The 24,110-nt window shown below is 63.6% G+C and carries 28 protein-coding genes; 11 read left to right on the top strand and 17 right to left on the bottom strand.

The annotated features are described in order from the left end of the window. Positions 1 to 42: 42 nt before the first annotated feature. On the top strand, positions 43 to 1,215 hold the full coding sequence (locus tag V2I08_RS01445; RefSeq protein WP_349633547.1) for a glycosyltransferase: 1,173 nt from the start codon (positions 43 to 45) through the stop codon (positions 1,213 to 1,215). Here the strand turns inward: V2I08_RS01445 and V2I08_RS01440 are convergent. Together V2I08_RS01440 and V2I08_RS01435 are read right to left on the bottom strand one after the other, a co-directional pair. After that, complete coding sequence (locus tag V2I08_RS01440; protein WP_349633546.1) at positions 1,191 to 2,834, bottom strand: molybdopterin-dependent oxidoreductase; 1,644 nt, start codon at positions 2,832 to 2,834, stop codon at positions 1,191 to 1,193. The two genes, V2I08_RS01445 and V2I08_RS01440, sit on opposite strands and share 25 nt — an antisense overlap. 82 nt (positions 2,835 to 2,916) lie before the next feature. Beyond that, positions 2,917 to 3,777 carry a metallophosphoesterase gene (locus V2I08_RS01435; protein ID WP_349633545.1) on the bottom strand — a complete coding sequence of 287 codons (861 nt, stop codon included), beginning with the start codon at positions 3,775 to 3,777 and terminating at the stop codon, positions 2,917 to 2,919. Positions 3,778 to 3,847: 70 nt separating this feature from the next. On the opposite strand from V2I08_RS01435, the gene V2I08_RS01430 reads away from it, so the two are divergent. After that, entirely contained in the window at positions 3,848 to 4,768 is a 921-nt protein-coding gene (locus V2I08_RS01430) for a diacylglycerol kinase family protein (RefSeq protein ID WP_349633544.1), read from the top strand. On the opposite strand, the gene V2I08_RS01425 is transcribed toward V2I08_RS01430, so the two are convergent. Then, positions 4,769 to 5,926 (bottom strand): N-acetyltransferase, encoded by a 1,158-nt coding sequence (locus V2I08_RS01425; RefSeq protein WP_349633588.1) that lies wholly within the window; start codon positions 5,924 to 5,926, stop codon positions 4,769 to 4,771. It lies immediately after the preceding gene. 145 nt (positions 5,927 to 6,071) lie between these two features. On the opposite strand from V2I08_RS01425, the gene V2I08_RS01420 reads away from it, so the two are divergent. Beyond that, positions 6,072 to 7,139 carry a fatty acid desaturase gene (locus V2I08_RS01420; RefSeq protein WP_349633543.1) on the top strand — a complete coding sequence of 356 codons (1,068 nt, stop codon included), beginning with the start codon at positions 6,072 to 6,074 and terminating at the stop codon, positions 7,137 to 7,139. A gap of 2 nt (positions 7,140 to 7,141) precedes the next feature. Here V2I08_RS01420 and lptG read toward each other — a convergent pair whose 3' ends face one another. Further along, positions 7,142 to 8,242: an LPS export ABC transporter permease LptG gene (gene lptG, locus V2I08_RS01415; protein ID WP_349633542.1), complete on the bottom strand. Its 1,101-nt coding sequence runs from the start codon at positions 8,240 to 8,242 to the stop codon at positions 7,142 to 7,144. 4 nt (positions 8,243 to 8,246) lie between these two features. Beyond that, on the bottom strand, positions 8,247 to 9,464 hold the full coding sequence (lptF, locus tag V2I08_RS01410; protein WP_310225945.1) for an LPS export ABC transporter permease LptF: 1,218 nt from the start codon (positions 9,462 to 9,464) through the stop codon (positions 8,247 to 8,249). Positions 9,465 to 9,593: 129 nt separating this feature from the next. Here lptF and V2I08_RS01405 point away from each other — a divergent pair, with 129 nt between their 5' ends. The 3 genes from V2I08_RS01405 to V2I08_RS01395 are packed head-to-tail and all read left to right on the top strand — an operon-like array spanning position 9,594 to position 11,465. Further along, positions 9,594 to 10,088, top strand: coding sequence for a DUF2141 domain-containing protein (locus V2I08_RS01405; RefSeq protein WP_349633541.1), 495 nt, complete (start codon positions 9,594 to 9,596; stop codon positions 10,086 to 10,088). Between the two features lie 10 nt (positions 10,089 to 10,098). Further along, the gene (locus tag V2I08_RS01400; protein WP_349633540.1) at positions 10,099 to 11,067 is read left to right on the top strand and encodes a diacylglycerol kinase family protein; all 969 of its coding nucleotides are present in this window, start codon (positions 10,099 to 10,101) and stop codon (positions 11,065 to 11,067) included. A 38-nt stretch (positions 11,068 to 11,105) separates the two neighbouring features. Continuing rightward, positions 11,106 to 11,465 carry a hypothetical protein gene (locus V2I08_RS01395; RefSeq protein ID WP_310225951.1) on the top strand — a complete coding sequence of 120 codons (360 nt, stop codon included), beginning with the start codon at positions 11,106 to 11,108 and terminating at the stop codon, positions 11,463 to 11,465. Positions 11,466 to 11,479: 14 nt separating this feature from the next. Here V2I08_RS01395 and xth read toward each other — a convergent pair whose 3' ends face one another. The 6 genes from xth to V2I08_RS01365 form a co-directional block, all read right to left on the bottom strand. Beyond that, positions 11,480 to 12,253 carry an exodeoxyribonuclease III gene (gene xth, locus V2I08_RS01390; protein ID WP_349633539.1) on the bottom strand — a complete coding sequence of 258 codons (774 nt, stop codon included), beginning with the start codon at positions 12,251 to 12,253 and terminating at the stop codon, positions 11,480 to 11,482. A gap of 50 nt (positions 12,254 to 12,303) precedes the next feature. Beyond that, a complete protein-coding gene (gene erpA / locus V2I08_RS01385) occupies positions 12,304 to 12,630 on the bottom strand; it encodes an iron-sulfur cluster insertion protein ErpA (protein ID WP_037474406.1) in 327 nt (108 codons plus the stop codon). 79 nt (positions 12,631 to 12,709) lie between these two features. Next, positions 12,710 to 13,438 (bottom strand): M23 family metallopeptidase, encoded by a 729-nt coding sequence (locus tag V2I08_RS01380; RefSeq protein ID WP_349633538.1) that lies wholly within the window; start codon positions 13,436 to 13,438, stop codon positions 12,710 to 12,712. 107 nt (positions 13,439 to 13,545) lie between these two features. Further along, positions 13,546 to 14,355, bottom strand: a complete 810-nt coding sequence (locus V2I08_RS01375; RefSeq protein WP_349633537.1) for a ferritin-like domain-containing protein — start codon at positions 14,353 to 14,355, stop codon at positions 13,546 to 13,548. After that, positions 14,352 to 14,813: a thioredoxin-dependent thiol peroxidase gene (bcp, locus tag V2I08_RS01370; RefSeq protein WP_349633536.1), complete on the bottom strand. Its 462-nt coding sequence runs from the start codon at positions 14,811 to 14,813 to the stop codon at positions 14,352 to 14,354. The genes V2I08_RS01375 and bcp overlap by 4 nt, the downstream gene beginning before the upstream one ends. Then, positions 14,813 to 17,500, bottom strand: a complete 2,688-nt coding sequence (locus V2I08_RS01365) for a bifunctional [glutamine synthetase] adenylyltransferase/[glutamine synthetase]-adenylyl-L-tyrosine phosphorylase (RefSeq protein ID WP_349633535.1) — start codon at positions 17,498 to 17,500, stop codon at positions 14,813 to 14,815. Before V2I08_RS01365 ends, bcp begins: the two co-directional genes overlap by 1 nt. 93 nt (positions 17,501 to 17,593) lie before the next feature. On the opposite strand from V2I08_RS01365, the gene V2I08_RS01360 reads away from it, so the two are divergent. Beyond that, entirely contained in the window at positions 17,594 to 17,779 is a 186-nt protein-coding gene (locus tag V2I08_RS01360) for a hypothetical protein (RefSeq protein WP_349633534.1), read from the top strand. A gap of 83 nt (positions 17,780 to 17,862) precedes the next feature. Next, positions 17,863 to 18,189 carry a hypothetical protein gene (locus V2I08_RS01355; protein ID WP_349633533.1) on the top strand — a complete coding sequence of 109 codons (327 nt, stop codon included), beginning with the start codon at positions 17,863 to 17,865 and terminating at the stop codon, positions 18,187 to 18,189. 3 nt (positions 18,190 to 18,192) lie between these two features. Here the strand turns inward: V2I08_RS01355 and V2I08_RS01350 are convergent, their stop codons facing one another. Then, positions 18,193 to 19,068 carry a neutral zinc metallopeptidase gene (locus V2I08_RS01350; protein WP_349633587.1) on the bottom strand — a complete coding sequence of 292 codons (876 nt, stop codon included), beginning with the start codon at positions 19,066 to 19,068 and terminating at the stop codon, positions 18,193 to 18,195. A gap of 146 nt (positions 19,069 to 19,214) precedes the next feature. On the opposite strand from V2I08_RS01350, the gene V2I08_RS01345 reads away from it, so the two are divergent. Beyond that, positions 19,215 to 20,405, top strand: coding sequence for a DUF3734 domain-containing protein (locus V2I08_RS01345; RefSeq protein WP_349633532.1), 1,191 nt, complete (start codon positions 19,215 to 19,217; stop codon positions 20,403 to 20,405). Next, positions 20,402 to 21,193: a 3-hydroxybutyrate dehydrogenase gene (locus V2I08_RS01340; protein WP_349633531.1), complete on the top strand. Its 792-nt coding sequence runs from the start codon at positions 20,402 to 20,404 to the stop codon at positions 21,191 to 21,193. The genes V2I08_RS01345 and V2I08_RS01340 overlap by 4 nt, the downstream gene beginning before the upstream one ends. Positions 21,194 to 21,212: 19 nt before the next feature. On the opposite strand, the gene V2I08_RS01335 is transcribed toward V2I08_RS01340, so the two are convergent. Genes V2I08_RS01335 through V2I08_RS01325 form a run of 3 tightly spaced genes read right to left on the bottom strand, consistent with a single transcriptional unit; the run spans position 21,213 to position 21,897 of the window. Continuing rightward, positions 21,213 to 21,494 (bottom strand): hypothetical protein, encoded by a 282-nt coding sequence (locus V2I08_RS01335; protein ID WP_349633530.1) that lies wholly within the window; start codon positions 21,492 to 21,494, stop codon positions 21,213 to 21,215. A 3-nt stretch (positions 21,495 to 21,497) separates the two neighbouring features. Continuing rightward, positions 21,498 to 21,629 carry a hypothetical protein gene (locus tag V2I08_RS01330; protein ID WP_310225974.1) on the bottom strand — a complete coding sequence of 44 codons (132 nt, stop codon included), beginning with the start codon at positions 21,627 to 21,629 and terminating at the stop codon, positions 21,498 to 21,500. A gap of 25 nt (positions 21,630 to 21,654) precedes the next feature. Beyond that, a complete protein-coding gene (locus V2I08_RS01325) occupies positions 21,655 to 21,897 on the bottom strand; it encodes a hypothetical protein (protein ID WP_333973887.1) in 243 nt (80 codons plus the stop codon). 227 nt (positions 21,898 to 22,124) lie between these two features. Here V2I08_RS01325 and V2I08_RS01320 point away from each other — a divergent pair, with 227 nt between their 5' ends. Continuing rightward, positions 22,125 to 23,480 carry an amidohydrolase gene (locus V2I08_RS01320; RefSeq protein ID WP_349633529.1) on the top strand — a complete coding sequence of 452 codons (1,356 nt, stop codon included), beginning with the start codon at positions 22,125 to 22,127 and terminating at the stop codon, positions 23,478 to 23,480. Between the two features lie 21 nt (positions 23,481 to 23,501). Here the strand turns inward: V2I08_RS01320 and V2I08_RS01315 are convergent, their stop codons facing one another. Beyond that, positions 23,502 to 23,897, bottom strand: a complete 396-nt coding sequence (locus tag V2I08_RS01315) for a PIN domain nuclease (RefSeq protein ID WP_349633528.1) — start codon at positions 23,895 to 23,897, stop codon at positions 23,502 to 23,504. Continuing rightward, a complete protein-coding gene (locus V2I08_RS01310; RefSeq protein ID WP_349633527.1) occupies positions 23,894 to 24,088 on the bottom strand; it encodes a type II toxin-antitoxin system VapB family antitoxin in 195 nt (64 codons plus the stop codon). Before V2I08_RS01310 ends, V2I08_RS01315 begins: the two co-directional genes overlap by 4 nt. Positions 24,089 to 24,110 lie beyond the last annotated feature (22 nt).

Below are 24,110 nucleotides of genomic sequence, written 5' to 3'. Positions count from 1 at the left end.
TCTTAACCCGATGGCAAAGGCTGATCCGCGAAAGACAAGACCATGACGCTCAACGTCCTCATGCTATCGACCCTTTTCCCCGATATCAGCCGCCCCAATTTCGGCGTGTTCGTGGAACGGCAGGCGCGCGAACTGGCCAGCCGCGCGGAGGCCAATGTCACGGTGGTCGCGCCGGTCGGCCTGCCGCCATGGCCGCTGTCGCTCAGCGCCCGCTATGCGCCGCTGCGCGCGCTGCCGCGCAAGGAGCGCTGGCGCGAACTGACCGTCTATCGCCCGACTTTCCCGATCATCCCCAAATTTGGCGGGCGCACCAATGTCATCACCATGACGCGCGCCATCCTGCCGCTGGTGCGCCGCCTGCACGCGCAGACGCCGTTCGACGTGATTGATGCCAGTTTCTTCTTTCCTGACGGCCCGGTGGCGCAGCGTCTGTCGAAGGCGCTCGGCATCCCCTATTCGGTCAAGGCGCGCGGCGCGGACATTCACCATTGGGGCACGCAGCGCGGCACCCGCAAGATGGTAGCGCAAGCGGGCGACCATGCGGCGGGCCTCCTCGCCGTGTCCGACGCGATGCGCCGCTCCATGGCGCGGATGGGTATGGATGCCGACAAGATCCGCGTCCATTATACCGGGGTCGATCTCGATACGTTCGAACTGTCCGATCGTGCCGCGGCGAAGGAAGCGCTCGATTTCAGCGGGCCGGTGGTGCTGTGCGTCGGCGCGCTGATCCCGCGCAAGGGGCAGGAATTGCTTGTCCGCGCGCTGCCCGCATTGCCCGACGTCACCCTGCTGCTGGCGGGGCAGGGCCAATATCGGCGGACGCTGGAAAATCTGGCGCAGGAACTGGGGGTGGAGCGCCGCGTCGGTTTCCTGGGGTCGGTGCCGCATCATAAATTGCCGCGCATCTTTGCTGCGGCCGATGTGATGGCGCTGCCATCGGCATCCGAAGGCCTCGCCAATGCCTGGGTCGAATCGCTCGCCTGCGGCACGCCGATTGTCATCAGTGATGTGGGCGGCGCGCGCGAATTGCTCGATCGGCCCGAAGCCGGGCAGATTGTCGAGCGCGATCCGCAAGCTATCGCGGCGGCCATCCGCGCCATCCTTGATAATCCACCGGCACCCGAAAAGGTGCGCGAGGCGGCGCTGCGCTTTACCTGGGCGGCCAATGGCGACGCGCTACTGGCGCATCTTCAGGGGATCGCCGCCTCGACCTGACCCGCGATCGGCAAGATCCGCGCCCGGCCGTCGGGCGTCGGAAAATGCCCGCCGTCGAACGGCACCTCGCCCCAGCGCCACGGCGTCAATTCGGCATAGGCCGGGTTGGAAATGGGTGCATGGCGGCGCAGGTTGAGCAGTCGCGTGCCATCATTACGATAGGCGGTCAATCGCCCATGTTCGCGATAAATGTCGGCGGGCTGTTCGTAATGGAAGGCATCGCCCCAGCCCATCGTCTGCGCCACCCGCGTCAGCATCCACCAGTCGGGCCGCGCCTCGCCCGGCAGGTCGAACAAGCGCCTTTGTCGGCTGACGAGGCGGTCCAGTCCCGTCACGGTGCCATCCTTTTCGATCCAGTTTGCCGATGGGAGGCATAGGGTCCAGCCGTCGGCGGCTTCGTCCGCGCGATCGGTCGACCGGATCGACAGCGGCACGGCCGCTCGCGCGGCGCGCAGCCAGTCCGCCGCGCCGTCATCCGCACCGATGCTCCACAGCGCCCGCACCTGTCCGTCGCGCATGGCGTCGAGCAGGGCTGCGTCCTCCAGTCCCGACTGCTCCACCAACTGCCGCGCGCCCCAGAAGCGCGCGACATTGGCCCGCACGGACACGGAGAAATCGCCATGGGCGGCAAGGTCGGCGGCGTGACAACCCACTTCGCGCGCGCCCATACCGTTCGCGCCAGTCGGCAGCGCAAAAGGGCTGGCCCCCGGTCGCCCGATCCGTCCCGTGAGTAGATGTAGGTTGATCGCCGCCGCCGCGACGTCCGCGCCCGCCGTCTCGCCGAACAGAGTCACGAGCCGATCGGCCGTGCCCAGCGCGTCGAAGAAATCGCGCACCTGTCCCGGTTCGATCCCGCAGGCCCGTGCGACCGACCATAGATCATGTCCGGGTGCCAACCGATCGCGAAACCCGTCGGGCACGGTCACATGCGCGGCCACGAAATCCGCGTCGGTCAGGCGGACATCAAGGCTATGCAGCAACAACCCCGCGAGCAAGCGGGCGACGCTCCCTGCGCGAACCGGCAATGACATGTCGGCTTCGATCCCCGTGCCTAGCACCACGAGCCGGGTGCCGCGCGTCGTGCGCGCCTCCTGCACTCGGTCCAGCAAGAGCGGATGCGCCAGCAAGGCGGGCACGTCGGCGATCAGGATCATGTCGGCGCGGTCGATATCCTCCAGCGTGGCGGGCATCACATCTTCGCCATAGGCGGCGCGCTGCAAGTCGCCGATCGCGCCGCGCCATGGGGCATGGATGTGAGCGGACCCCAAAAAGCCCTTCATCAGCTTGTTGGCGACATAATAATCCTCGGTCAGCAAGCCACCGCCCACATGGAGCGCGACGCTGCCCGGCCCATGCCGCGCCTGCACGGCGGCCAGACGCCGCGCAATCTGCGCGACAGCCTTGTCCCAGGTCGCCCGCTTGCCCTCGACCTGCGGGTGCAACAGTCGTCCTTCCAAGTCCGTCATGGCCGTCAGCGCATCCGCACCTTCGCACAACTGTCCGGCATTAGCGGGATGCGCCTTGTCACCCTCAATCCGCAGGTCGCGATCGGTGCCGGTCATAGCCCGCACGCCGCACCCCATGCCACACTGGCCGCACAGGCTTCTGACGATCGCCATCTCAGCGTGGATTCCGGTTGCGAACGCTCATAGGCCGCGTCCTAGCCGATCGCGCTGCCCGACAAAAGCAGCCCTGCCGATGTCAGGCGATGGCGCCCACGCTCGCCGGGTCATCAACCGCCTGCCCGGTCCAACTGTCGCCCTCCTGTCGATAGGCAACATGGCTGGCCCGCTGGAAGCCCGTGCCGTCCCAGACGATCACCTGCAATTCGACTTCATTGTTGCGATGGACGTGGAGCCAGTTGAAACTTTGCGGCTCATCATTGCGCAGGCGTGTCGATGTCGCGGTACCAGCTTGAATCACCAGTGCGCCGCCCGACTGCTCCACCATTTTGGCGGCCGATTCGGCATAGGTCCGGTGAAAATGGCCGGCGAGGGCGAGATGTACGCCAGCTTCGCACGCGGCCTGGATCGCATCCTCATGCTGGCCGACCGCTTCGCTCAATTCGCCGCCCCGGCCGATCGGCATGGCGAAGAGCGGATGGTGAGTGACGAGAATGCGGGTCTTGTCCGGTGCCACTGATGCGAAGCGTTTGCGCAGCATTTCCATCTGGCCATGGTTGATCCGCCCATCCTTGATGGTCAGCGACCGGGCCGTGTTGATACCCAGGATCGCCACTTCAGCATTTTCATAGAAGGGGCACAAGTCGCTGCTGATATAGCGTTTGTAGCGATCGAGCGGGGTCATGAAGCGTCGTATCACGTCGTAAAGTGGCACATCATGATTTCCCGGCACGACCAGCAGTTTAAGGCCGGCGCTGCGCAAGCGGTTGAGCCAGGCGGACGCAGCGCGGAACTGATTCACGCGGGCGCGCTGCGTGAAATCGCCACTGATCACGACCAGGTCCGGTCGGCGCGCCTCCAGCCATGCCGTGGCGGCATCAACGATCTTTGGATCGTTCGCGCCAAAGTGAATATCGGAGAGATGTGCGATACGGGCCATCAAAGGGTAACGAAGTGTAAGCAGATGGTTTCCATTGGACCCTAATCCCCTCTTGCCGTGTTGTTGTGCCATGGAAACGAAAGCGCCCCCCAGCCCTGTTCTTCGCCCCCTCCCCCGCGAGGCCGCGCTGATCGTCAATGCCCATAGTCGCAAGGGCCAGGATCTGTATGCGCAAGCCAAGCAGAAGCTGGAAGAGGCGGGCGTTCGACTGGTTGCCGCCCATGCGGTCGAAGATCCGAGCCAGATGGATAGGACGGTCCGTCAAGCGATCGCCGACGGCGCGCCGATGGTGATCGTGGGCGGTGGCGACGGGTCGATGTCGGGCACGGTCGATGAACTGGTGGGCAAGGATTGCGTCTTTGCCGTGCTACCGCTCGGTACCGCGAACAGCTTTGCCCGTACATTGGGCCTGCCGCTCGACCTGGATGGCGCGGTGCAGGTGATCGCCCATGGCCGCCGACGACGGGTGGATCTGGGCATGATCGATCGGGATTATTTCGTCAACGCCGCCTCGCTGGGCCTGTCACCGATCATTGGCCGCACCGTGCCGCACAAGCTTAAACGCTATCTGGGGCGCATCGGCTATCTCGTCTGGGCGGTCAAATGCTCGGTCGGATTCCGCGCCTTTCGCCTCGTCATCGACGACGGGCTGAAGGAACATCGGCTCTGGTCGACCGAAGTCCGTATTCTCAACGGCCCCTTTCATGGTGGGGTCGAATTGTCCGACCATGCCGATGTGGATACGGGCGAGATTGTCATTCAAGCGGTCGTCGGGCGCAGCCATGTCCGGCTTGCCTGGGATTGGTATGCCAAATTCTTCAAGCTGCGCGACCGCGATTCGCACACGCAGGAATTTACCGGCAAGTCGTTCACGATTTCGACCCGTCCGACCCAGCGCATCTCGATTGATGGCGAAGTGCTGGCCAAGACTCCCGTCACCGCCAAGGTCGCGGCTGGCGCAATCGAGGTGGCGGTGCCGGTCGAGGATTGATCAGAGCGGTTTTTCGTAAATCTGATAGACTTTGTTGACCGTGCTATTGATCGCTTCGGCAATGGCATTCATGCCCTGATTATCATCTAGAACCCAGCCGATCTCGCCCCGCGTGGCGCCATAATGGGCAACGGCGTCCAGCCGGATATGCTCGATCATCATGAAGGCAAGCTGGCTGGCAATGCGCGAGGATTGCAGGCGCTGCACGACGCCCATGAGCGGCACGCGCATGGTGCGGACCTTGGGCTTGCGTAACCACCACAGAAGTTTTGCCCAGCCGAAGGGGAAAAGCGACCCGTTGAGCGGCCCCAGCGCCTCGTTGAGGTCGGGCAGCGTCATCATGAAGGCAACCGGCTCATCGTCCAGTTCAGCGATCATGATGAGATCCTCGAACACGATGGGCTTCAGTTTCTTGCCTGTATGCACGACCTCTGCATCGGTGATCGGCACGAAGCCCCAATTCTTGCCCCATGCATCGTTCAGGATCGACAGGATGATCGCGGCTTCCTTGTCGAACTTCGCCTTTTCCACCTTGCGGATGCGGATGCGCGGGTTTTTCTGGCCCGATGCGACGATCCGCTGGATGAGTGGCGGGAAACTGCTCGTGATGTCCAATTCGTAGGTTTTGAGCTGTTTGACCGGAGCGTAGCCTGCGCCCTCGATCATCGCCTGATAGGCCGGGCTGTTATGGCCCATCATCACCGTGGGGGGATGGTCATGACCCTGGATCAGCAGCCCCGGCTCCTCCCAGATCGAGAGCGAAATCGGCCCCAGCGCGCGAGTCATGCCCTTGGCGCGCAGCCAGTCTTCCGCCGCTGCGATCAGCGCCGCGCCGACATCCGCATCGGTGGCTTCGAACAGGCCGAAATTGCCGGTGCCCGGCCCCATGCCCTGCTCGGCGGGCTGGGCCAGCGCGAGGCGATCAAAATGGGCCGAAATGCGGCCGACGACCCGACCGCCCCGCCGCGCAAGGAAATATTGCGCCTCGGCATGGTCGAAAAAGGGATTGTCGCCCGGCGTCAGCAGCGCCTTCACCTCGGCCTTGAGCGGCGGCACCCAGTTCGGGTCGTTCGCATAGATCGACCAGGGGAGGTCGATAAAAGCCTTGAGGTCGGCCTTGCCGGAAACAGGAGTGATGACCAGATCGGATTGCGTCACGGTTGCCGCCTTGATGATGGGAACAGGACGCAGTTCGCCGCTTGTTTGCGCAATGTCAATCACGGGCGCGGGATGGCGGCGTATCGGGACGCGGATGTCATGGTGCTGCCACGATATCAGCGCATTTGGAGTGTAGGACGGTCTTATGACAGTGCATGATCCCATATTGGCCGCCGCCCAGCGGGCGCGAGCGACCATTCCCGACGACACCGCCATGCTGCGGGCTGCGGCGGAACTGACGCGCGACTATAGCGTCGCCAATCCGCGCATCTACTGGCCCGATATGCTCGGTTCGGCGCTGATCGGCTGGGCCGGGATGGCCGGGGCGATCATGGCGCACAATGTCGCGATCGCCATCGTTTGCGGGGTTGTGGCGATGCTGGCGCTTTATCGCGCTGCAAGCTTCATTCATGAACTCACCCATATCCGCAAGGGCGCGCTGCCGGGCTTTCGCTTCGGCTGGAACCTGATCGTCGGCATTCCGCTGATGATCCCGTCCTTTCTCTATGAGGGCGTGCATACCCAGCATCATGCCCGCACCCGCTATGGCACGGCGGAAGACCCCGAATATCTGCCGCTGGCGCTGATGAAGCCCTGGTCATTGCCGCTGTTCATTCTGGTCGCGGCGTTGGCCCCTGTCGGCCTCATCCTGCGCTTCGGGCTGCTGACCCCGCTCAGCCTCCTCCTGCCGCCATTGCGCCGCAAGGTGGTGGCGGAATTATCGGCGCTGTCGATCAACCCCGCCTATCGCCGTCGCGCGCCGGAAGGTGACTTTGCGCGCATGTGGGCGTGGCAGGAAGCAGGTGCCTGCCTGTTCGCGCTGGCGCTGGTGGGCAGCGTATTCGTTTTCGGATGGAAGCCTCTGCTCGTCTATATGGCGATCCATTCGGCGATGACCGTCGTCAACCAGTTGCGCACCCTGGTCGCGCATCTGTGGGAGAATGAGGGCGATCCAATGACGGTGACGGCCCAATATCTCGATTCGGTCAATGTGCCGCCGCCCGGTGCGCTGCCCGAACTATGGGCGCCGGTGGGCCTGCGCTATCATGCGCTCCACCATCTGCTGCCGAGCGTCCCCTATCATGCGCTGGGTCAGGCGCATGCCCGCCTGATCGCAACGCTGGACGCTGGCTCGCCCTATCATCGCGGCAATTATCCGGGGATGATCCCGCTGGTAGGCAAGATCGCGCGTAGCACGATGGGCGCGCGCTGAGGCTATTCTTCGGTCCTGAACAACATGGTTTCGCCAACCAGCAGGAACAGAAAGAAGGGTGCCCAGGCGGCCAGGAAAGGCGGATAGGCACCCAGGCTGCCCATCGCGAGCGAGAAATTGTCAGCGACGAAATAGGCAAAGCCGAGCGCCATGCCCATCACCGTGCGCACGAATAGCTGCCCCGACCGGGCGAGGCCGAAGGCCGCCACGGACCCCAGGATCGGCATCAGCAGTGCCGACAGCGGCCCGGACATTTTGTGCCACAGGCTGGCCTCCAGCTCCGCCGTCGGCCGCCCGGCATCGTGCAGGTCGGAAATCGCCGCCTTAAGTTCCGCGAAGGTCAGCGCGTCGGGGTCGACCTTGGCCAGGGTGAACTGATCGGGGCGAATATCCCGGCCGAAGCGGATTGTGCCAACATCGGTTATCGTGCCGCGCGCCACATCAAACTGGCGTGCGCCCTCCAGCAGCCAACTGCTGGTTTCCACATCATAATGGCCGCGTGGTGCCTCCACGATCGTCGTCAGGCGATTGTTGATCCGGTTGTAAATGCGCACCTGCCGCAACTGGACTTCAGTGCCGCGCCCCGCCACGATCGCGGCGTTGACGAGATTGTTGCCGTCCCGAACCCAGGGATTGCTCTTGACCCCGCTATCGCGCGGGATCGGGCCATAATCCACCGCTTCCCAGGCACTGAGCGCTGCTGTCGATCGCGCCACGACCCGTTCGTTGAACACATAGCTGATCAGCGAGACACCCAGCGCCGCCGCGATCAGCGGTGCGAGTATCTGGTGCGCGGACAGCCCCGCCGCCTTCATCGAGATGATCTCGCTATTCTGGTTGAGCGTCGCCAGCATGACCAGCGTGCCCAGCAACACCGAGAAGGGCAGGAAGCGCGCAATGATCTGCGGCGCGCGCAGGCCGACATAGTGCCATAGTTGCGCATCGCCATTGCCGGGATAGGCCAGCACGTCGCTGGAATTGCCCAGCAGGTCGAGTGTTTGAAGCACGACCACCAGCAGCGCCAGCACGGCAAACGTCCGGGTCAGGAACAGGCGCGCCATATAAAGGGTGATGGGCGTCGATGGGAAGAAATTAAACTGCATGGCCTCAGGCCGCTCCTTCCTCGGTCACGACCGGCCGACGTTTGCGGCCCAGCCGCAACAGTCGTGCGACCTGCTTCCCCAATTTGGCAAAGGCAAATTCCAGCGCCCCGATCGGTTGGCCGCCAGGACGATGGGCGATGACATGATACATCCACAGAATAAGTCCGGCCACCAGCACGAACGGACCCCACAAGGCGATGATCGGATCAATTTTGCCCAATGCGCCGATGCCTTCGCCATATTGGTTGATCTTGTGATAGGTCACGATGAACACAATCGAGAGGAAGACGCCGAGCGCCGATGTCGATCGCTTGGGCGGGATGGCGAAGGCCAGCGCGGCAAGCGGCAGCAGCAACATCATCGCCACTTCGACCATGCGGAAATGGAAATTGGCGCGCACTTCGTCGCGTAATTTGGCGGGGGTCTCGCTGCTGTGGCCGATCACCACCAGTTCGGGGATCGTCTTTTCCCGATCCACGTCGCGGCCACGGAAATTTTCGATTTGCGGCAGGTCGATCGGCAGATCATGGCTGGAAAAGGACAGGATACGCGGCGTTTTATATTTGGGCGAATCATTGACCAGCACACCATCGCGCAACCGGAAAATGATCGTGTCGGGATCATCCGTAGCAAGGAACATGCCCTGCGCCGCCGTAACCGCAACCGATTGCCCATCGCGGCTGCTGGCGCGCACAAAGATGCCCTGAAGGTTGCGGCCTTCGTCCAGGCTGCGCTCGATTCGCATCGTCATCCGCCGCCCAAGATTCGTGAACTCGCCCACCTTGATCGACGCGCCGAGCGCGCCTGACCGCAATTCGAAGCGCAACGCCTCATAGGCGTGGCGCGACAGGGGCTGGACCCAGCCGACGATGCCGAAATTAAGCAACGCCAGCGCAATCGCATACATATAGGGGACGCGCAGCAAGCGACCATAAGACAGGCCAACGCCGCGCATGACGTCCAGTTCGGACGACATGGCCAGTTTGCGAAAGGCGAGCAAGATGCCGAGCATCAAGCCGATCGGGATGCCGAGCGAGAGATATTCGGGCAGCATATTGGCGAGCATCCGCCACACGACGCTGACCGGCCCGCCCTCCGCCGCGACGAAATCGAACAGGCTGAGCATCTTGTCGAGGACAAGCAGCATCGCGGCGATCACCAGCGTACCCAGCATGGGCACCGCGATCAGGCGGGCGAGATAACGGTCGGTGGCGGTCAGCATTCTCTAAGTCGTCGTCCCATCACCATGTTTTGGCCGCAAACCCCGGCCATATCAAATGGCATAGCGTTGCGGGGCGAACAGGGGCTCGCCATCCGGCCCATGCCGGTGGCTATAGCTTCCAGGAGTCTGATGGTCATGATAAAAGTTGCAATGGGTCTGATGTCGGGAGCAGCGCTGATCGCTGCGGTGCCCGCATTCGCCCATGGCCAGGAAATTGCCAATGATTTGGACCGTTGTGCGGCAAGCGCCAGCGGGCCTGCTGTGCTGGTCGATGTGCGCGGTTTTGCCGCCGCCACGGGCAAGGTGCGGCTTCAATCCTATCCGGCGACCAAGGCGGCATGGCTGACCAAGGGCGAATGGCTGCATCGCATTGATACGGCGGTCCGCCCGGCCAATGGCGCGATGCGATTCTGTATGCCAGTGCCGCAGCCGGGCAAATATGGCATCGCCGTGCGGCATGACCGCAATGGCAATGGTAAGACCGACATTTCCAGCGACGGCGGTGGTTTTTCCAACAATCCGTCGATCAGCCTCTTCAACCTGGGCAAGCCCGGTGTCGAGAAAGCCGCTTTCTATGCCGGTCCCGGCGTGACGAAAATCACGATCACCCTCAAATATATGTGACCCCAAAGCCATGGTTTGCGTCGCCCTCCTGTCCAATCCCAAATCCACGGGCAACCGGCAGTCGCTTCCGCGCGTGCGCAGCTATTGCGCCAGCAACCCCGACATCTTCCATTATGAGGTGGAGCATGTCGAACAGATCGGCCGGGCGTTCCAAACCATCGCCCGCGTCGATCCGGTCGTCATCGTCATCAATGGCGGCGACGGGACGGTGCAGGCGTCGCTGACCGAACTCTATCAGGGCGAACATTTCAAGGGCCGGGTGCCACCGATCGCGGTGCTGCCCAATGGCAAGACCAACCTGATCGCGCTGGACCTGGGCATCCATGGCGACCCGATCAAGGCACTGGAGCGGATCGTCGCGATCGCCAAGGCGGGTGTGGACGATCATGTCGTCGCACGCGAGCTTATCGCCCTGTCGGACGGACAGGTCGGCAGCCGCCCGGTGCTGGGCATGTTCCTGGGCGGCGCGGGGCTGGCCGACTATATGCTCTATTGCCGCAACCAGATTTATCCGCTGGGCCTTTCCAATGGCCTGAGCCATTTCATCACCGCGATGGCGGTGCTGGTGTCGCTGTTGTTCGGCATCAGCGCGCGCTTTCTGCCGCCGTCGAGCAAGCCGGTCAGCATTTCGCTGATCCGCGACGGGCAACTGGTCGGGCGCTATGCGGTACTCATCGTGACCACGCTCGAACGGCTGCTATTGGGCGTGCAGCCGGGTGACAGTCGGCGCGGCAATATGAAGCTGATGGCGGTGGATCAAAACCTCCCAGCGCTGCTGCGCCTGATGTGGGCCAGCCTCTTCAGGCGGGTGGGCAAGCGCCAGATGCAGGGCATCCATCTGGAACAGGGTGACACGATCCGCATCGAGGGCAATCATAGCAGCGTCATTCTGGACGGCGAATTGTTCGAAGCGTCGGAGGGCAAGCCGATCGTGCTACGATCGACCCAGCCAGTGCCGTTCCTGCGACTGGCGGCTTGAACCGATTGCAAGGCAGCCATGAATCAAACCGAAATTCGATGTTTCAAATAGACTATGACCGCCACGCCAATTGCCTGAACATGCGGGTAGAGGGGTTCTGGACGGCCGAGACGGTGGTGGCACTCGCCAAGGAGGTCGGTGTGAAAGCCCAGGAGGCGCGCGCCATCCGCGACGATTTCAACGTGCTGGTCGACTCGCTGGCGTTCCCGGTACAGGCCAATGATGTCGCTGATTTGCTCAGCAACATCATGCGGGGCGGGATCAGCCTGACGTCCGGGCGCGCCGCCGTGGTTGTTGGCAGCCAGTTGAACAAGGCGCAGGCCGAACGCACATTGGTGCATCCCAGACTGCGCGTATTTCTGACGATCGAAGACGCGCGGGACTGGTTGGCGCGATAGGCCTCAGCCCCGCCTCAGCCGCGCAATTCCACCCAGGTCGGGGCATGGTCGCTGGCCTTTTCCCGGCCGCGAAAGTCCCGATCGACCTGCGCGTCGACAAGGCGGTCGGCGGCGGCGGGGCTTAGGAGCAGATGATCGATGCGGAAGCCTGCGTCGCGTGGCCAACTGTTCATCTGATAATCCCAATAGGTCCAAACGCCGCCAGCAGGATGGCGGCTGCGCAGCGCGTCGGTCCAGCCATCGGCCAGCATCCGGCGATAGGCAGCCCGGCTTTCGGGCTGCATCAGCGCATCATTGGCCATCACCTTGACGGAATAGGTGTCATCGTCGCGGGGGATGACATTATAGTCGCCCGCCAGGATCGCGGGCGCTTCCTCCGCCCAGATTTCGGCGGCGCGGTTGCGCAGGCGGTGCATCCAGCGGAGTTTGTAGTCGAATTTGGGGCCGGGCTGTGGATTGCCGTTGGGAAGGTAGATGCTGGCGACGCGCACGCCCTTCACATCGGCCTCCAGATAACGGCTATGGTCGTCCTCCGGTTCGCCGTCGAGGCCGCGCCGGATTTCGACCGGCGTTTCGCCGCGCGCGAGGATGGCGACGCCGTTGAAGCCCTTTTGCCCGTGCCAGATCACGCCATAGCCGGCATCCTCGATATCCTTGACCGGGAAGGTCTCGTCAGAGGTCTTTATCTCTTGCAGGCAAGCGATGTCGGGCCGCGTTTCATCAAGCCATTCGAGCAGGCGCGGCAGGCGCGCCTTGATGCCGTTGATGTTGAAGGTGGCGATACGCATGGACGATTCTCCTCGCCCCCGTCCCTAAGGGCTGGAACGACGCTTGGCTATCAGACCGAGAAGCTGGTGCCGCAGCCGCAACCGGCGGTCGCATTGGGATTGGTCACCTTGAAGGCCGCGCCGCCCAGATCGGAGACGAAATCCACGGCTGATCCGCGTACCAGGTCTAGGCTCACGTCATCGACCACCAGCGTCACGCCGTCGCGCTCGACCGATATATCCTCGGCATCGATCTGATCGGCGAGGCCGAACCGATATTGAAAGCCCGAACAGCCGCCCCCCTCCACGGCCAGCCGCAGGATCGCGGGCTTGCCCTGTTTGGCAGCGATCGCGGCGACACGCGCGGCGGCAGACGGGGTGAGATCAATGTCGGTCATGGACCTTAGATAGGATCAAGCAAAAGGCCCGGCAACCCATGGGGTGCCGGGCCTTTTGCGAAAGTCGAAAAAGAGAGGATCAATCCGCCGCCTTTTCCTGCGCCTTGGTCGGGCCGCCCATGGCGACCGGCGGCTTGGTGTTCACCGCGACCAGATAGTCGGGACCGGCGACGAAGGGGATGGGGTTGATCGCCGCGCCATCGACGCGGACTTCATAGTGAAGGTGGCTGCCGGTGGAACGGCCGGTCGAGCCCATCAGGCCGATGACCTGGCCGCGCTTCACATAGCTGTTCGCTGGAACGATCAGCTTCGACATATGGCCGTAGCGCGTTTCCATGCCGCCACCATGCGATATCTGGACGAGATTGCCGTAGCCGCTGGCCCAGCCCGAACGGCTGACGATGCCATCGGCGGTCGCATAGATGGGGGTGCCGACGGGGCCGGGAATGTCGATGCCCTTGTGCATCCGGGCCTGGCCGTTGAACGGATCGGAACGGGTGCCGAAATTGGAGGTCAGCGAAAGCTTTTCGACCGGGCGGCCCGATGGGATATACGCGGTCGCCTTGGGCGTACCATCCATGCGCTGAAGGCTGGAGAAGATGTTGGAGAAGGCGAGATCGACCGGGGCGGGCGTGGTCGCCGCCGCTTCGGTCACTTCGCCATAGGGATCGTCATCTTCGGTCGCCTGGGCGGGCATCGCCGCACAGAGCGTTCCGACCATGGCGATGCTTCCAAAAATTTTCGCGGCTTTCGCTGCATTCTGGAACAAATTGGATGCACCAGCATTGATCGATTGAAGAAACAGCATGCCGACCCCGACTTATGTCACCGCAGGCTTGATTGCCTGTCGGCGCTTCCCGTGTTTTTCTTGGCGACCTAAATCGCCCCCGCCAGACATAGACTGCAAATTGGCGATCATGTTGCAAGCGCGGCGTAGAATTCGTGGGTCAAACCGGCCTGTCGACGCGCCGAGTCGTTGAACGGTGGCTTAACGCTGCCCCGAAAATGGCGTTTCACCAGCATTTGGTAATGAATCGGTGGATTTAGGTTCCTTCGGTTCGCCTCTATGACAAACCAGTTCGTCCCGGCGCGGACATGGCGTATCTCATCGACAATGATGCGCCGCAGGATTTTGACGGTGGGTCCATCGCCCGCCTGGTCGAACCGTTCGACCGTCGCGGGCGTGATGTCGAGCGCGCGCGCCTCCAGCACCATGGGGACGATGGCGAGGCGGGCGAGCGCATCCTCCGCCGTTTCGGTGGCCGCCTGCCACAGGCCGTCATGCGCAGGCAGCGCGCCATAATGGCTGCCCATCTGGCGCAGCCGCCGGTCGAGCAACGCGAAATGCATCGCTTCATCCGCGCCCACGCGCATCCATTCGTCGGTGAAGGCGGGCGGGAATTGTGCGCCAAAGCGGCCGATCAGGTCGAAAGCGAGGTCGATCGCGACAAATTCGATATGGGCGAGTGCGTGGATCATGGCGATGCGCGCCCGGTCCGACCCGATCTTGCCGCGCCGGGGCATCTGGGCGGGCGGCAGCAGTTCCGGTGTCGTCGGCCGCGCTGGTCGATCGGGCATCGCCACATCGAAATGATGGGCCAAATGTCCCAGCCGCCACGCCCGCGCGGTCGCGCGGGCGGCCATCAGCTTGGCGACGGGATCGGCGGTCAGCAGGACATGGGCGCAGGCCACGCCTACGCTGGTAACACCAGCAGGCAGGCTCAAAGCGCTTGCGCCGCCTCAAGCACCTCCTGCGCATGGCCCTTGACCTTCACCTTGAGCCAGACACGCTGCAGGCGACCTTCCGCGTCGAAGAGGAAGGTGTCACGTTCGATGCCCATATAGGAGCGGCCATACATGGACTTTTCGACCCAGGTGCCGAAGGCTTCGCACAGCGCGCCTTCCTCGTCCGAGGCCAGGATCACCGAAAGGCCATATTTGTCGGCGAATTTGCGCAGCTTGGCGGGTTTGTCCTTCGACACGCCGACGACCGGCACGCCCGCTGCCGCAAATTCGTCGGCCAGTGCGGTAAAATCCTTGGCTTCATTGGTGCAGCCCGGCGTGTCCGCCTTGGGATAGAAATAGACGACGAGCGGCTTGCCTGCGTAGCGGGCCAGCGTGAATTCCACGCCGTCTGCGTCCTTGATCGTCCCTGTTGGGATGGCGTCGCCCTGTTGCAGCATCACATATCCTCCGAATAGGGCGCGGCGAGCGCGGCCCAAGCCTGACCGACGCTTTGCCGCGCCTGCGCATAGCTTTCAAGCAGACTGTCCCAATGGTCAGCGCCGCAGGCGCGCGCGACGAGCGGGCGAGTCGCTTCGGCCGGTTCGGTCGATCCGGGCGCGACGAGGCGCGAGACGACGAGATAGCGGGTGATGAGGTCATGCGCGGCGAGGAGGTCGGCGGGCAGATGCCCGGCAGCGACGAGGTCCGCCAGCGCCTTGCCGAGATCCGGGTCGAACGCCATGCCATGACGGAATTGCGAGACGTGGATCAGAAATTCGAGATCGACCAGGCCACCGGGCACCAGCTTGACGTCGAGGTCGCTGGCGGGCGGTTTGTGGGTGGCGATGTCCCGCCGCATCTGCACCGCCTGCCGCGCCAGCTCGTCAAAGTCGCGGGGGCGGTGCAATGTTTCGGTGAGGATGGCCTTCAATGCAGCGCGAGCTTCGGGCGATCCGAACACCGAACGGGCGCGGGTGAGCGCGAGGTGCTCCCAGGTCCAGGCAGCTTCGCGCTCATATTTGGCGAAACTGTCGAAACTGACCGCCAGCAGCCCCTGCGCGCCCGATGGCCGCAGCCTTGTATCGACCTCATAGAGCGGGCCGGAGGCAGTATGGACCGACAGCGCGTTGGTGACGCGCTGGGCCAGGCGGTTGAAATAGAGCGTCGCGCCCAATGGCCGCGCTCCGTCGGACTCGGTCTGGAAATCGCCGGTGAAGAGATAGATGAGATCGAGATCGGAGGCATGGGTGAGCAGGCCGCCACCCATCCGGCCCAGCGCCAATATGACCAATTCGCCGCCCGGCACCCGCCCATGGGCGGATTCGAACTCGGTGATGGTGGCATTGGCCAATGTGTCGATCGCGGCCTCAGCCACGCGACCATAGCCGCGCGCGGCTTCCAGCGGATCGCCGCCGCGAATGATCTGTACCCCCAGCGCGAAGCGGCGATCGCCCACCCGCTGGCGCACGCGGTCGAGCAGCGCCTGATAATCCTCGCCCGGCTCCAGCGCGCCAAGCTGGACGATCAGCCCTTCAACCGAGGGCGGCGGGTCGAAGGCGGTGGCGTCGATCAGCCCATCGATCAGTTCGACCCGGCGGGCGAGCGCATCGGCCAGCGTGGGGGCATGGCTTAGTATCTCGGCGAGCAGTTCGACCAAAGCGGGCCGGGCGGCGAGCAGTTTGAAGAAATTGATCGCGCTCGGCAGCCGGGCGATCATGTCGTCGAGCCGGTTGAGCGCGCGGGCGGCATCGGGCGCCTTGGCGATCGCGCGCATCAGGCCGGGCAGCAGGGCCTCCAGCGCCTCGCGCGAGGGGCCGCTGCGCAGCGCACGGATCGTGCCGCCGCGCCAGCGGGCGATGCGGGCGAGTGGCGTGTCGGCATCGACAAAGCCCATGGCGAGCAGTTGGTCCTTCAACCGATCCTCGTCATGAGAGAGCGATGTGTCGTCGGTCTGCGGAGTCAGCCGGTCATAATTGCGGCCGACCCATTCGACATGCGGTGTCAACAGGGCGAGCAGCGCCGGACCGTCGGCAAGGCCGTGCAGCCGCGCAACATTGTCGAGCGCGGCGTCGGTCCTGGGCAGTTCATGGGTCTGGAGATCCTCGACCATCTGCAGCCGATGTTCGATGGTGCGCAGGAGGACATAAGCGGCATCGAGCCGCGCCGCGACATCGGGTTCGATCACGTCTGCCGCTGCCAAGGCGCGCAACGCCTCGCGGGTGTTGCCCGACCGCAACGCGGGGTTGCGCCCGCCATGGATCAACTGATGCACCTGCGCGAAAAATTCGACTTCGCGGATGCCGCCACGGCCCCGTTTCAAGTCATAGCCGAGGCCAAAGGCCTGCCCCTGCGCATAATGGTCGCGGATGCGGCGGCTGATGTCGACGATGGCGTCGATCGCCCCGAAATCGAGACTGCGCCGCCAGACGAAAGGGCGGATCTGACGCAGGAAATAGTCGCCGAGCGCGATGTCACCCGCTGCCGAACGCGCGCGGATGAAGGCGGCCTGTTCCCAGCCGACCGCCATCGATTCATAATAGCCGATCGCCGCCTCCACCGGCAGCGCGATCGGCGTCGCTTCAGGCGACGGGCGCAGCCGCAGATCGACGCGAAAGACATAGCCGTCGCCATCGGGCGCGCTCAGTAATTCGGTCATCCGTCGCGCGATCCGCACGGCGGCGTCGGCGACATCCTCGCGATCGCGATGCGGCAGGGTCGCCGGATCATAGAGCAGGATCGGGTCGATATCCGACGAATAATTCAGTTCGCGGCTGCCATGTTTGCCGAGCGACAGCACGACGAAACCGCGATGGGGCATGTCGGGGTAGCGTTCCTGCATGGCGGCCACGAGCGCCTCTTCCAGCGCGGTGTCGGCAAAGTCGGACAAGGTGCGGGTGACCCGGTCCAGATCCCACACCCCCGACAGGTCGGCGGCCGCGACGGTCAGGGCGATGGCGTTGCGTCGCCGCCGCAGCGATCGGGCTACCCCGTCCTCCGGCCTGCCTGCCGCATGAGCAAGCGCCAGCGCTGCGTCGAAATCACCTGTGGCCAGACAGTCCGCCAAAGCAGGCAAACGATCCAGCACACGCGCCAGAAAGGGCGAATGCGCCCGTATCCGCGCCTGCGTTTCCGACCAGTCCGTCACTCACTCTCTCCCATCTTTGCGGGGGCTATCGCGCGACCATGCGACGAATGCCAGAAACTTTTCGGCACCCCGGCCGTTCTGAGCTTTATGGAAATGCAGCGCAAATATGCTTGCCGATCGGCAACGGGAGGGGACGGCGACAAGGGCCGGATCGTCACCGTATCGCTGCCTGCCCCTTATGAAGGCATTGGCAATGCGCTGCGCAAGACCTACAGCCCCCCGCGCGGCGGCTTGCCAGACGACATGATGGCGTTGTTGAAGAAGCTCGACCAGCATTGAGTTAAGCGGCCAGATAGGGCTTTGTTAACCCTTAATCCCTAAGGTCCTACAGCATCGTCGCCAGTGTCACGGGACATGCTGCCATGCTCTATCGCAATTTCGCCATTGCCACGCTGCTGGGCGCACCCCTCCTCGTCATGATGGTGGAGGCGGTGGTGCCCAAGGCACCCGCTTCGCCGGAAAGCGTGGCCGTGGAGACAGCGGATTTCGTGCCGCAGCCCGTCGCGCCGCCTGTCATCGCGCCGCAGGCTCCATCCGTTGCGCCGCCAGCAAATTTTGGACAGCCTATGCCTGGTGCGGGCCAGCCGACACTTATCCCTGGCGCAGGCCTGCCTGACGCGCCCGCAATGATCGGCACGCCTGCTTTCTCGCCCCTGTCAGCTCCGCCCGGCTCACCCAACGCCGAATAGGCCTCACAGCGCGCCGCTGAACGTGTCGCATTGCGCCGGATCGCCGGTCGAAAGGCCTTTGCGCAACCAGGCCTGACGTTGCGCGCCGCTGCCATGCGTGAAGGATTCGGGCACTGGCCGACGGCCAGCCGCTTTTTGCAGCGTATCGTCGCCGATCGCCTCGGCCGCGCGCATACCTTCTTCCAGATCGCCCGCTTCCATCAAATTGGTGTCGCGCGCGGCCCATACGCCGGCATAGCAGTCGGCCTGCAACTCCATCTTGACCTGGATCGCATTGCCCTCCGCCTCGCTGGCCCGGCGTTGCGCCGCGCGGACCTTATCGGCGGTGCCGGTGATGGTCTGGATATGATGGCCCACTTCATGCGCGATGATGTAGCCGATCGGGAAGTCGCCCGGCGCGTTAAAGCGGCTTTCCATCTCGTTGAAGAAGTCCGTATCGATATAGATGCGCTGGTCGGCCGGACAGTAGAATGGCCCCATGGCCGACTGCGCCGCGCCACAGCCCGACTGGCCGTTCTGGGTGTAGAAAACCAGCGTCGGCGGCGGATATTGCTGCCCCTCTGCCTTGAAGATGTCCGCCCAGCGGCGCTCGGTCGAGCCCAGCACCTTGAGCGAGGTGCGCTGAATGTCGGTGAGTCCTGTTGTCGCCGGGCGCTCCGTCTGAACCGGCTGGCCACCACCACCACCGCCGCCGATCAGACTGAGCGGGTTCATGCCCATAACCACCATGATGACCAGCACCACGGCGATGCCACCACAGCCAAAGCGACTACCGATCAACGGCAACAGCATGCCCAGGCCGCCGCCAAGGCCGCCACCCCCGCCCCGGCCGTCCTGCACTTCGAAATTGCTGCTTTCGCGTTCGTCGTCGAGCCGCATCATGCCCTCCCTATCGTCATCGCGGCCTACGCGATTCCCTGACGGCTGGAAACCATCGCAAGCGCCATGGGGTTGCAAAGCGGCGAATAATTTACCTGCCACTATGCGTTGGATTGCCGAGGCCAAACCCTATATTGCACTGCGACATGGCTGACAGTGATCCCCCCGCCCGCCCCAAGCCGCTGCGCCGCGCGCGCACGCCGCTCCCCCTCCCCCGCGAAGTCGCGCTTCTGTTGCAGGGCGGCGGTGCGCTCGGCTCCTTCCAGTCCGGTGCCTATGAGCGACTCGACGAACTCGGCGTCGATGTGACCTGGGTCGCGGGCATTTCCATCGGCGCGATCAACGCCGCGATCATCGCGGGCAATGAGCCGCATCGACGGATCAGCCGTTTGAAGAAGTTTTGGTACACAGTGTCGGGCGGCATGCCCAACATCATCCTGCCGGAAATCGACAAGATCCGGGAAGCCATGCATTTGCTGGCGGCCGGGACGGTGGCGAGCTTTGGCGTCCCCGGCATGTTCCGCCCGCGCCTGTGGCCAGCGACGCTTATGCCCGAAGGCACCGCGGGTGCGATCAGCTTCTATGACAGCGCGCCGCTCAAGGAGACGCTGGACGCCTGCGTCAATTGGGAACTGCTCAACGACGGCCCGGTCCGGCTGTCGGTCGGCGCGGTCGATGTCGAAACCGGCAATTTCGCTTATTGGGATACGCGCGGCCCCGGCGGCAATACGCGAATCGACGCGCGGCACATCATGGCATCGGGGGCGCTACCGCCCGGCCTGCCGCCGGTCGAAATCGATGGGCGCTGGTATTGGGACGGGGGTATCGTGTCGAACACGCCACTCGCCCATGTGCTCGACCACCAGACCGACGACATGCTGGTGTTTCAGGTCGACCTCTTCCCCGCCGAAGGGCCGATGCCGCGCCAGATGACCGATGTCTACTCGCGCGCTAAGGACATTCAGTTTTCCAGCCGCACCCGCCAGGTTACCGATCAATATCTGCGGCTGCGGCGCGAACATGGCGCGATCAAGGCGTTGCTCCAGAAGCTGCCGCGCGAACTTGAGGACACGCCGGAAGCGCAAAGGTTGCGCGATATCCTCGATGTCGGATCGGTCAATATCGTCCACCTCATCTACCGCACGCGCGATTGGGAAAGTGGGGCGAAGGACTTTGAATTTTCTCGATCCACGATGTTGGACCATTGGGCGCAGGGCCGCGACGCGGTGGAGGAAGTGATGCACAAGGGCGACCTGATCGCGCGCAACATCCTGAACGGCAAGAGTTCGACCTTCGATCTCGACGCCCCCGACCATCTCAAGGAGAAAAAGGCATGAGCAAGACCCTGACGGGCAAAACCGCCCTCATCACGGGTTCGACGTCGGGCATCGGCCTCGCCTATGCCAAGGTGCTGGCGGGCGAAGGCGCGAATGTCGTCATCAACGGCTTTGGCGACGCCGATGCGATCGAAAAGGAACGGCTGGCACTGGAGGCGCTGAGCGGTGCGAAGGCGCTTTACAGCAACCATGACCTGACCAAGGCCGACGAGATCGAGGCGATGATGGCGCAGGCGGCTGATACCTTTGGCGGCGTCGATATCCTGATCAACAATGCCGGTACGCAGCATGTTTCGCCGGTCGAGGATTTTCCGGTCGACAAGTGGAACCTGATCATCGCGCTCAACCTGACCAGTGCTTTCCACACGACCCGGCTGGCCGTGCCCTATATGAAGTCGAAGAAATGGGGGCGCATCATCCAGACGGCATCGGCGCACAGCAAGGCGGCGTCACCGTTCAAAAGCGCTTACGTGACCGCCAAGCATGGCCTGGCGGGCTTCACCAAGACCGTCGCGTTGGAAGTCGCGACGTTCGGGATCACCGCCAACTGCATTTCGCCGGGCTATGTCTGGACGCCGCTGGTCGAGAACCAGATTCCCGACACGATGAAGGCGCGGGGCATGACGCGCGAGCAGGTCATGAACGACGTGCTGCTGGCGGGACAGCCGACCAAGGAATTCGTGACGGTCGAACAGGTCGCGGCCATGGCGCTGTTCCTGTGCAGTGACGCCGCCGCAAACATCACCGGCGCGAACATGAGCATCGACGGGGGGTGGACGGCGCAATAAAGCGCCGTCGCCGGTTCGTTCAGGCGGCCGCTGGCTCCAGCAGGCGCAGCACCGATTGCAGGCCATCTTCGCTGGCGGTCGCCAGCGGGAGTGGCCGGTCGGACAGGCCGTCATGTTCACTGTTGAGGAACAGGATCGCGGCCGACGCGCCCAGTGCCTCGATGGCAAGGCGCGTGACGCGGCCCTGCCGTTCCGTCGCATCGGGCGCGAGGCGCACAGCGTTGCGGGGCGTGAAGCGTCGGCCGGGCGCGGTGCGCGCGGGCGTTGGCGTGGTGGCGGCGTCAGGTGTTTGCGTCGTCATCAATCAGCTCTTCAACGTCACGATGCCGACCGGCCCCGCCTTGGTGGACGGGTTGGACGCATTGGCCTTGGGCGGCTTTTCCGCCTTGGGCTTGCGCACTTCCTTGTTCGATTTCTTCTGGCTCTTGGCCATCATCCATTCCTTCGATTAGGGGAAAAGGTCAGCCGGCCGCGCGCGCGGCGGCTTCGTCTTCGGCCTGAAATTCTGCGACGATCGCTTCGTCTTCTGTGGCAACCGTGCGGGTCGCGCGACGGCGTTCGGCATTGGCGGCGAGCGTGGCTTCCTTGCCCCAGGCATCGGCAGCGGCAAGCGCGATCCGGCGGGTGTTGGGCAGGGTTTCCGATTGCGAACGGGCGATGTGGAGCGACTGCTGGGTGAGGCAGAATGCCGATGTCTGGGCCATGGATCAGGCTCCTAATGCGAGGAATGGGGCGTTCGTGGCGGCAGGGCCAGAATAGGGGTAGTGCCGCAGGGAGGACGATCATCGGGCCGCGTCGTGCGACGGATCGTTCCTTTCACATGTGAAATAGTCTCTTATGCGCAAGTTTACAAGGGCGCCTTGGAAACAGCCCCTTTTTAACCGGCGCAAAATAGGCTTATGCTCCCCCGATCCAAGGGAGACATATCAGCATGCGCCACGCGCTTACGGCCATCATGGCCGCCGTCAGCTTTTCGTCCATCGCCACGGCCCAAACGGCGGATGCCCCGGTCGCCGCAGCACCGCCTGCGCAAAGCGCGATCGGCGCGGAAATCGCCAAGGATATGGACGGACTGATGGCGCTGTATCGCGACCTGCATGCCAATCCGGAACTGTCGGAGAAGGAAGTCAACACCGCCGCCAAGCTCGCCAAGCGGTTGAAGGCGATGAAATATGACGTGACCGAGAAGGTTGGCGGCACGGGGGTTGTCGCGGTGATGAAGAATGGGTCCGGCCCGGTGCTGTTGATCCGCGCCGACATGGACGGCCTGCCGGTGGTCGAGCAGACGGGGCTGGAGTTTGCGTCCAAGGTCCGCACCAAGACGCCCGAAGGCGTGGAAACGGGCGTGATGCACGCTTGCGGCCATGACACGCATATGACCGCCTTCATCCAGACCGCCAAGCTGATGGCGGCGCGCAAGAGTGATTGGAAGGGTACGCTGGTCATGATCCTCCAGCCCGCCGAGGAAGTCGGACGCGGGGCGCGGCTGATGCTGGAGGACGGGCTTTATACCCGCTTCCCCCGGCCGACCCATGCGATTGCCTTTCATGATGCCGCCAATCTGGAAGCGGGCAAGATCGGCTATACGCCGGGCTATGCGCTGGCCAATGTCGACAGCGTGGACATAGTGGTGCGCGGCGTGGGTGGCCATGGTGCCTATCCGCAAACGACCAGAGACCCGATCGTGCTGGGATCGCGGATCGTGGGATCGCTCCAGACTTTGGTGAGCCGTGAGCAGGAGCCGCAGGATCCCGCGGTGGTGACGGTCGGCAGTTTCCAGGCCGGGGCCAAGCATAATATCATCCCCGACGAGGCCAAGCTGCTGCTGACGATCCGCAGCTATTCGGATGAGACGCGCGAGAAGCTGATCAAGGGGATCGAACGGATCGCGCGCGGCGAGGCGATCGCAGCGGGCATCCCCGACAACCGGATGCCGGTGGTGAGCGTGAAGGACGAGTTCACCCCCTCGACTTTCAACCCGCCCGAATTTGCCGAACAGATGGCAGGCGTGCTGAAGGCCCATTTCGCCGATGATCGGGTGGTCAACACCCCGGCGGTGATGGGCGGCGAGGATTTCGGCCGCTTCTATCGCGCGGACAAGAGCATCAACAGCTTCATCTTCTGGGTGGGCGGCGTGCCCGCCGATAAGATGGCTGCGGCCGCCGCGGGACAGGCGACGCTGCCGTCGCTGCACAGCCCCTTCTGGGCACCGCAGGCCGACAAGGTGATCGCGTCGGCCAGCGAAGCCATGACAGTGCTGGCGCTGGATATATTGAAGGAGAAATAAGCTTAACTGTGCCTTCCATTCCTACGCCATTGCAGTTCTGAGGCCGAGATGCGCGACGAAGGGATCAAAGTCACGGTCGCTGAAAAGCAGCGCATGGCCGTCGCGGATGCATCGGCTGGCGATCAGCGTATCGATCGTCTTGCGGACAGTGATGCCCAATGCGCGGAGGTGGCGGAAGTGCCGAGCGGCATCGATCGCCACCTCCGTCCCGCCGATGATGATCACGTCCATGGTCAGGAGCAGGCGGCGAACGCGGTCGAACTCCCGGTCGGCACTGATGCCTTGTAATATTTCGGCAAGGATGAGATCGCTGACCAGCAACGGCTCCCGCCCCAACAGACTGTCGAGACGGTCGGCCTGGGGCGTTGCGATGCCGCGAAAATAGTCGATCCAGACGCTGCTATCGACGAGGATCATCCGTCGCAGCGCTGGACGTCAAGATCACCGTCCCAGTCGATCGCGCCGCGCAACGACCGCAATTCCGCTTGTTCGCTCAGGCGCAGCAGGGTGCGTAGCCCCTGTTCCACGGCCTCTTTCTTGGTCTTGATGCCGGTCGCGCGCATGGCCCGCGCCATGAGTTCGTCGTCAATCACGATATTGGTGCGCATGATGTGTATCCGATTAGAGAAT

The sequence above is a fragment of the Sphingobium sp. MK2 genome (genome assembly GCF_040170545.1).
GTDB lineage: Bacteria > Pseudomonadota > Alphaproteobacteria > Sphingomonadales > Sphingomonadaceae > Sphingobium.
This window is presented reverse-complemented; position numbering and strand designations above follow the sequence as displayed.

Coding starts and splice junctions, on each gene's coding strand:
- V2I08_RS01445 (WP_349633547.1), top strand. CDS start 43: ATGACGCTCAACGTCCTCATGCTATCGACCCTTTTCCCCGATATCAGC.
- V2I08_RS01440 (WP_349633546.1), bottom strand. CDS start 2,834: ATGGCGATCGTCAGAAGCCTGTGCGGCCAGTGTGGCATGGGGTGCGGC.
- V2I08_RS01435 (WP_349633545.1), bottom strand. CDS start 3,777: ATGGCCCGTATCGCACATCTCTCCGATATTCACTTTGGCGCGAACGAT.
- V2I08_RS01430 (WP_349633544.1), top strand. CDS start 3,848: ATGGAAACGAAAGCGCCCCCCAGCCCTGTTCTTCGCCCCCTCCCCCGC.
- V2I08_RS01420 (WP_349633543.1), top strand. CDS start 6,072: ATGACAGTGCATGATCCCATATTGGCCGCCGCCCAGCGGGCGCGAGCG.
- lptG (WP_349633542.1), bottom strand. CDS start 8,242: ATGCAGTTTAATTTCTTCCCATCGACGCCCATCACCCTTTATATGGCG.
- lptF (WP_310225945.1), bottom strand. CDS start 9,464: ATGCTGACCGCCACCGACCGTTATCTCGCCCGCCTGATCGCGGTGCCC.
- V2I08_RS01405 (WP_349633541.1), top strand. CDS start 9,594: ATGGTCATGATAAAAGTTGCAATGGGTCTGATGTCGGGAGCAGCGCTG.
- V2I08_RS01400 (WP_349633540.1), top strand. CDS start 10,099: ATGGTTTGCGTCGCCCTCCTGTCCAATCCCAAATCCACGGGCAACCGG.
- V2I08_RS01395 (WP_310225951.1), top strand. CDS start 11,106: ATGTTTCAAATAGACTATGACCGCCACGCCAATTGCCTGAACATGCGG.
- xth (WP_349633539.1), bottom strand. CDS start 12,253: ATGCGTATCGCCACCTTCAACATCAACGGCATCAAGGCGCGCCTGCCG.
- erpA (WP_037474406.1), bottom strand. CDS start 12,630: ATGACCGACATTGATCTCACCCCGTCTGCCGCCGCGCGTGTCGCCGCG.
- V2I08_RS01380 (WP_349633538.1), bottom strand. CDS start 13,438: ATGCTGTTTCTTCAATCGATCAATGCTGGTGCATCCAATTTGTTCCAG.
- bcp (WP_349633536.1), bottom strand. CDS start 14,813: ATGCTGCAACAGGGCGACGCCATCCCAACAGGGACGATCAAGGACGCA.
- V2I08_RS01360 (WP_349633534.1), top strand. CDS start 17,594: ATGCAGCGCAAATATGCTTGCCGATCGGCAACGGGAGGGGACGGCGAC.
- V2I08_RS01355 (WP_349633533.1), top strand. CDS start 17,863: ATGCTCTATCGCAATTTCGCCATTGCCACGCTGCTGGGCGCACCCCTC.
- V2I08_RS01350 (WP_349633587.1), bottom strand. CDS start 19,068: ATGCGGCTCGACGACGAACGCGAAAGCAGCAATTTCGAAGTGCAGGAC.
- V2I08_RS01345 (WP_349633532.1), top strand. CDS start 19,215: ATGGCTGACAGTGATCCCCCCGCCCGCCCCAAGCCGCTGCGCCGCGCG.
- V2I08_RS01340 (WP_349633531.1), top strand. CDS start 20,402: ATGAGCAAGACCCTGACGGGCAAAACCGCCCTCATCACGGGTTCGACG.
- V2I08_RS01335 (WP_349633530.1), bottom strand. CDS start 21,494: ATGACGACGCAAACACCTGACGCCGCCACCACGCCAACGCCCGCGCGC.
- V2I08_RS01330 (WP_310225974.1), bottom strand. CDS start 21,629: ATGATGGCCAAGAGCCAGAAGAAATCGAACAAGGAAGTGCGCAAGCCC.
- V2I08_RS01325 (WP_333973887.1), bottom strand. CDS start 21,897: ATGGCCCAGACATCGGCATTCTGCCTCACCCAGCAGTCGCTCCACATC.
- V2I08_RS01320 (WP_349633529.1), top strand. CDS start 22,125: ATGCGCCACGCGCTTACGGCCATCATGGCCGCCGTCAGCTTTTCGTCC.
- V2I08_RS01315 (WP_349633528.1), bottom strand. CDS start 23,897: ATGATCCTCGTCGATAGCAGCGTCTGGATCGACTATTTTCGCGGCATC.
- V2I08_RS01310 (WP_349633527.1), bottom strand. CDS start 24,088: ATGCGCACCAATATCGTGATTGACGACGAACTCATGGCGCGGGCCATG.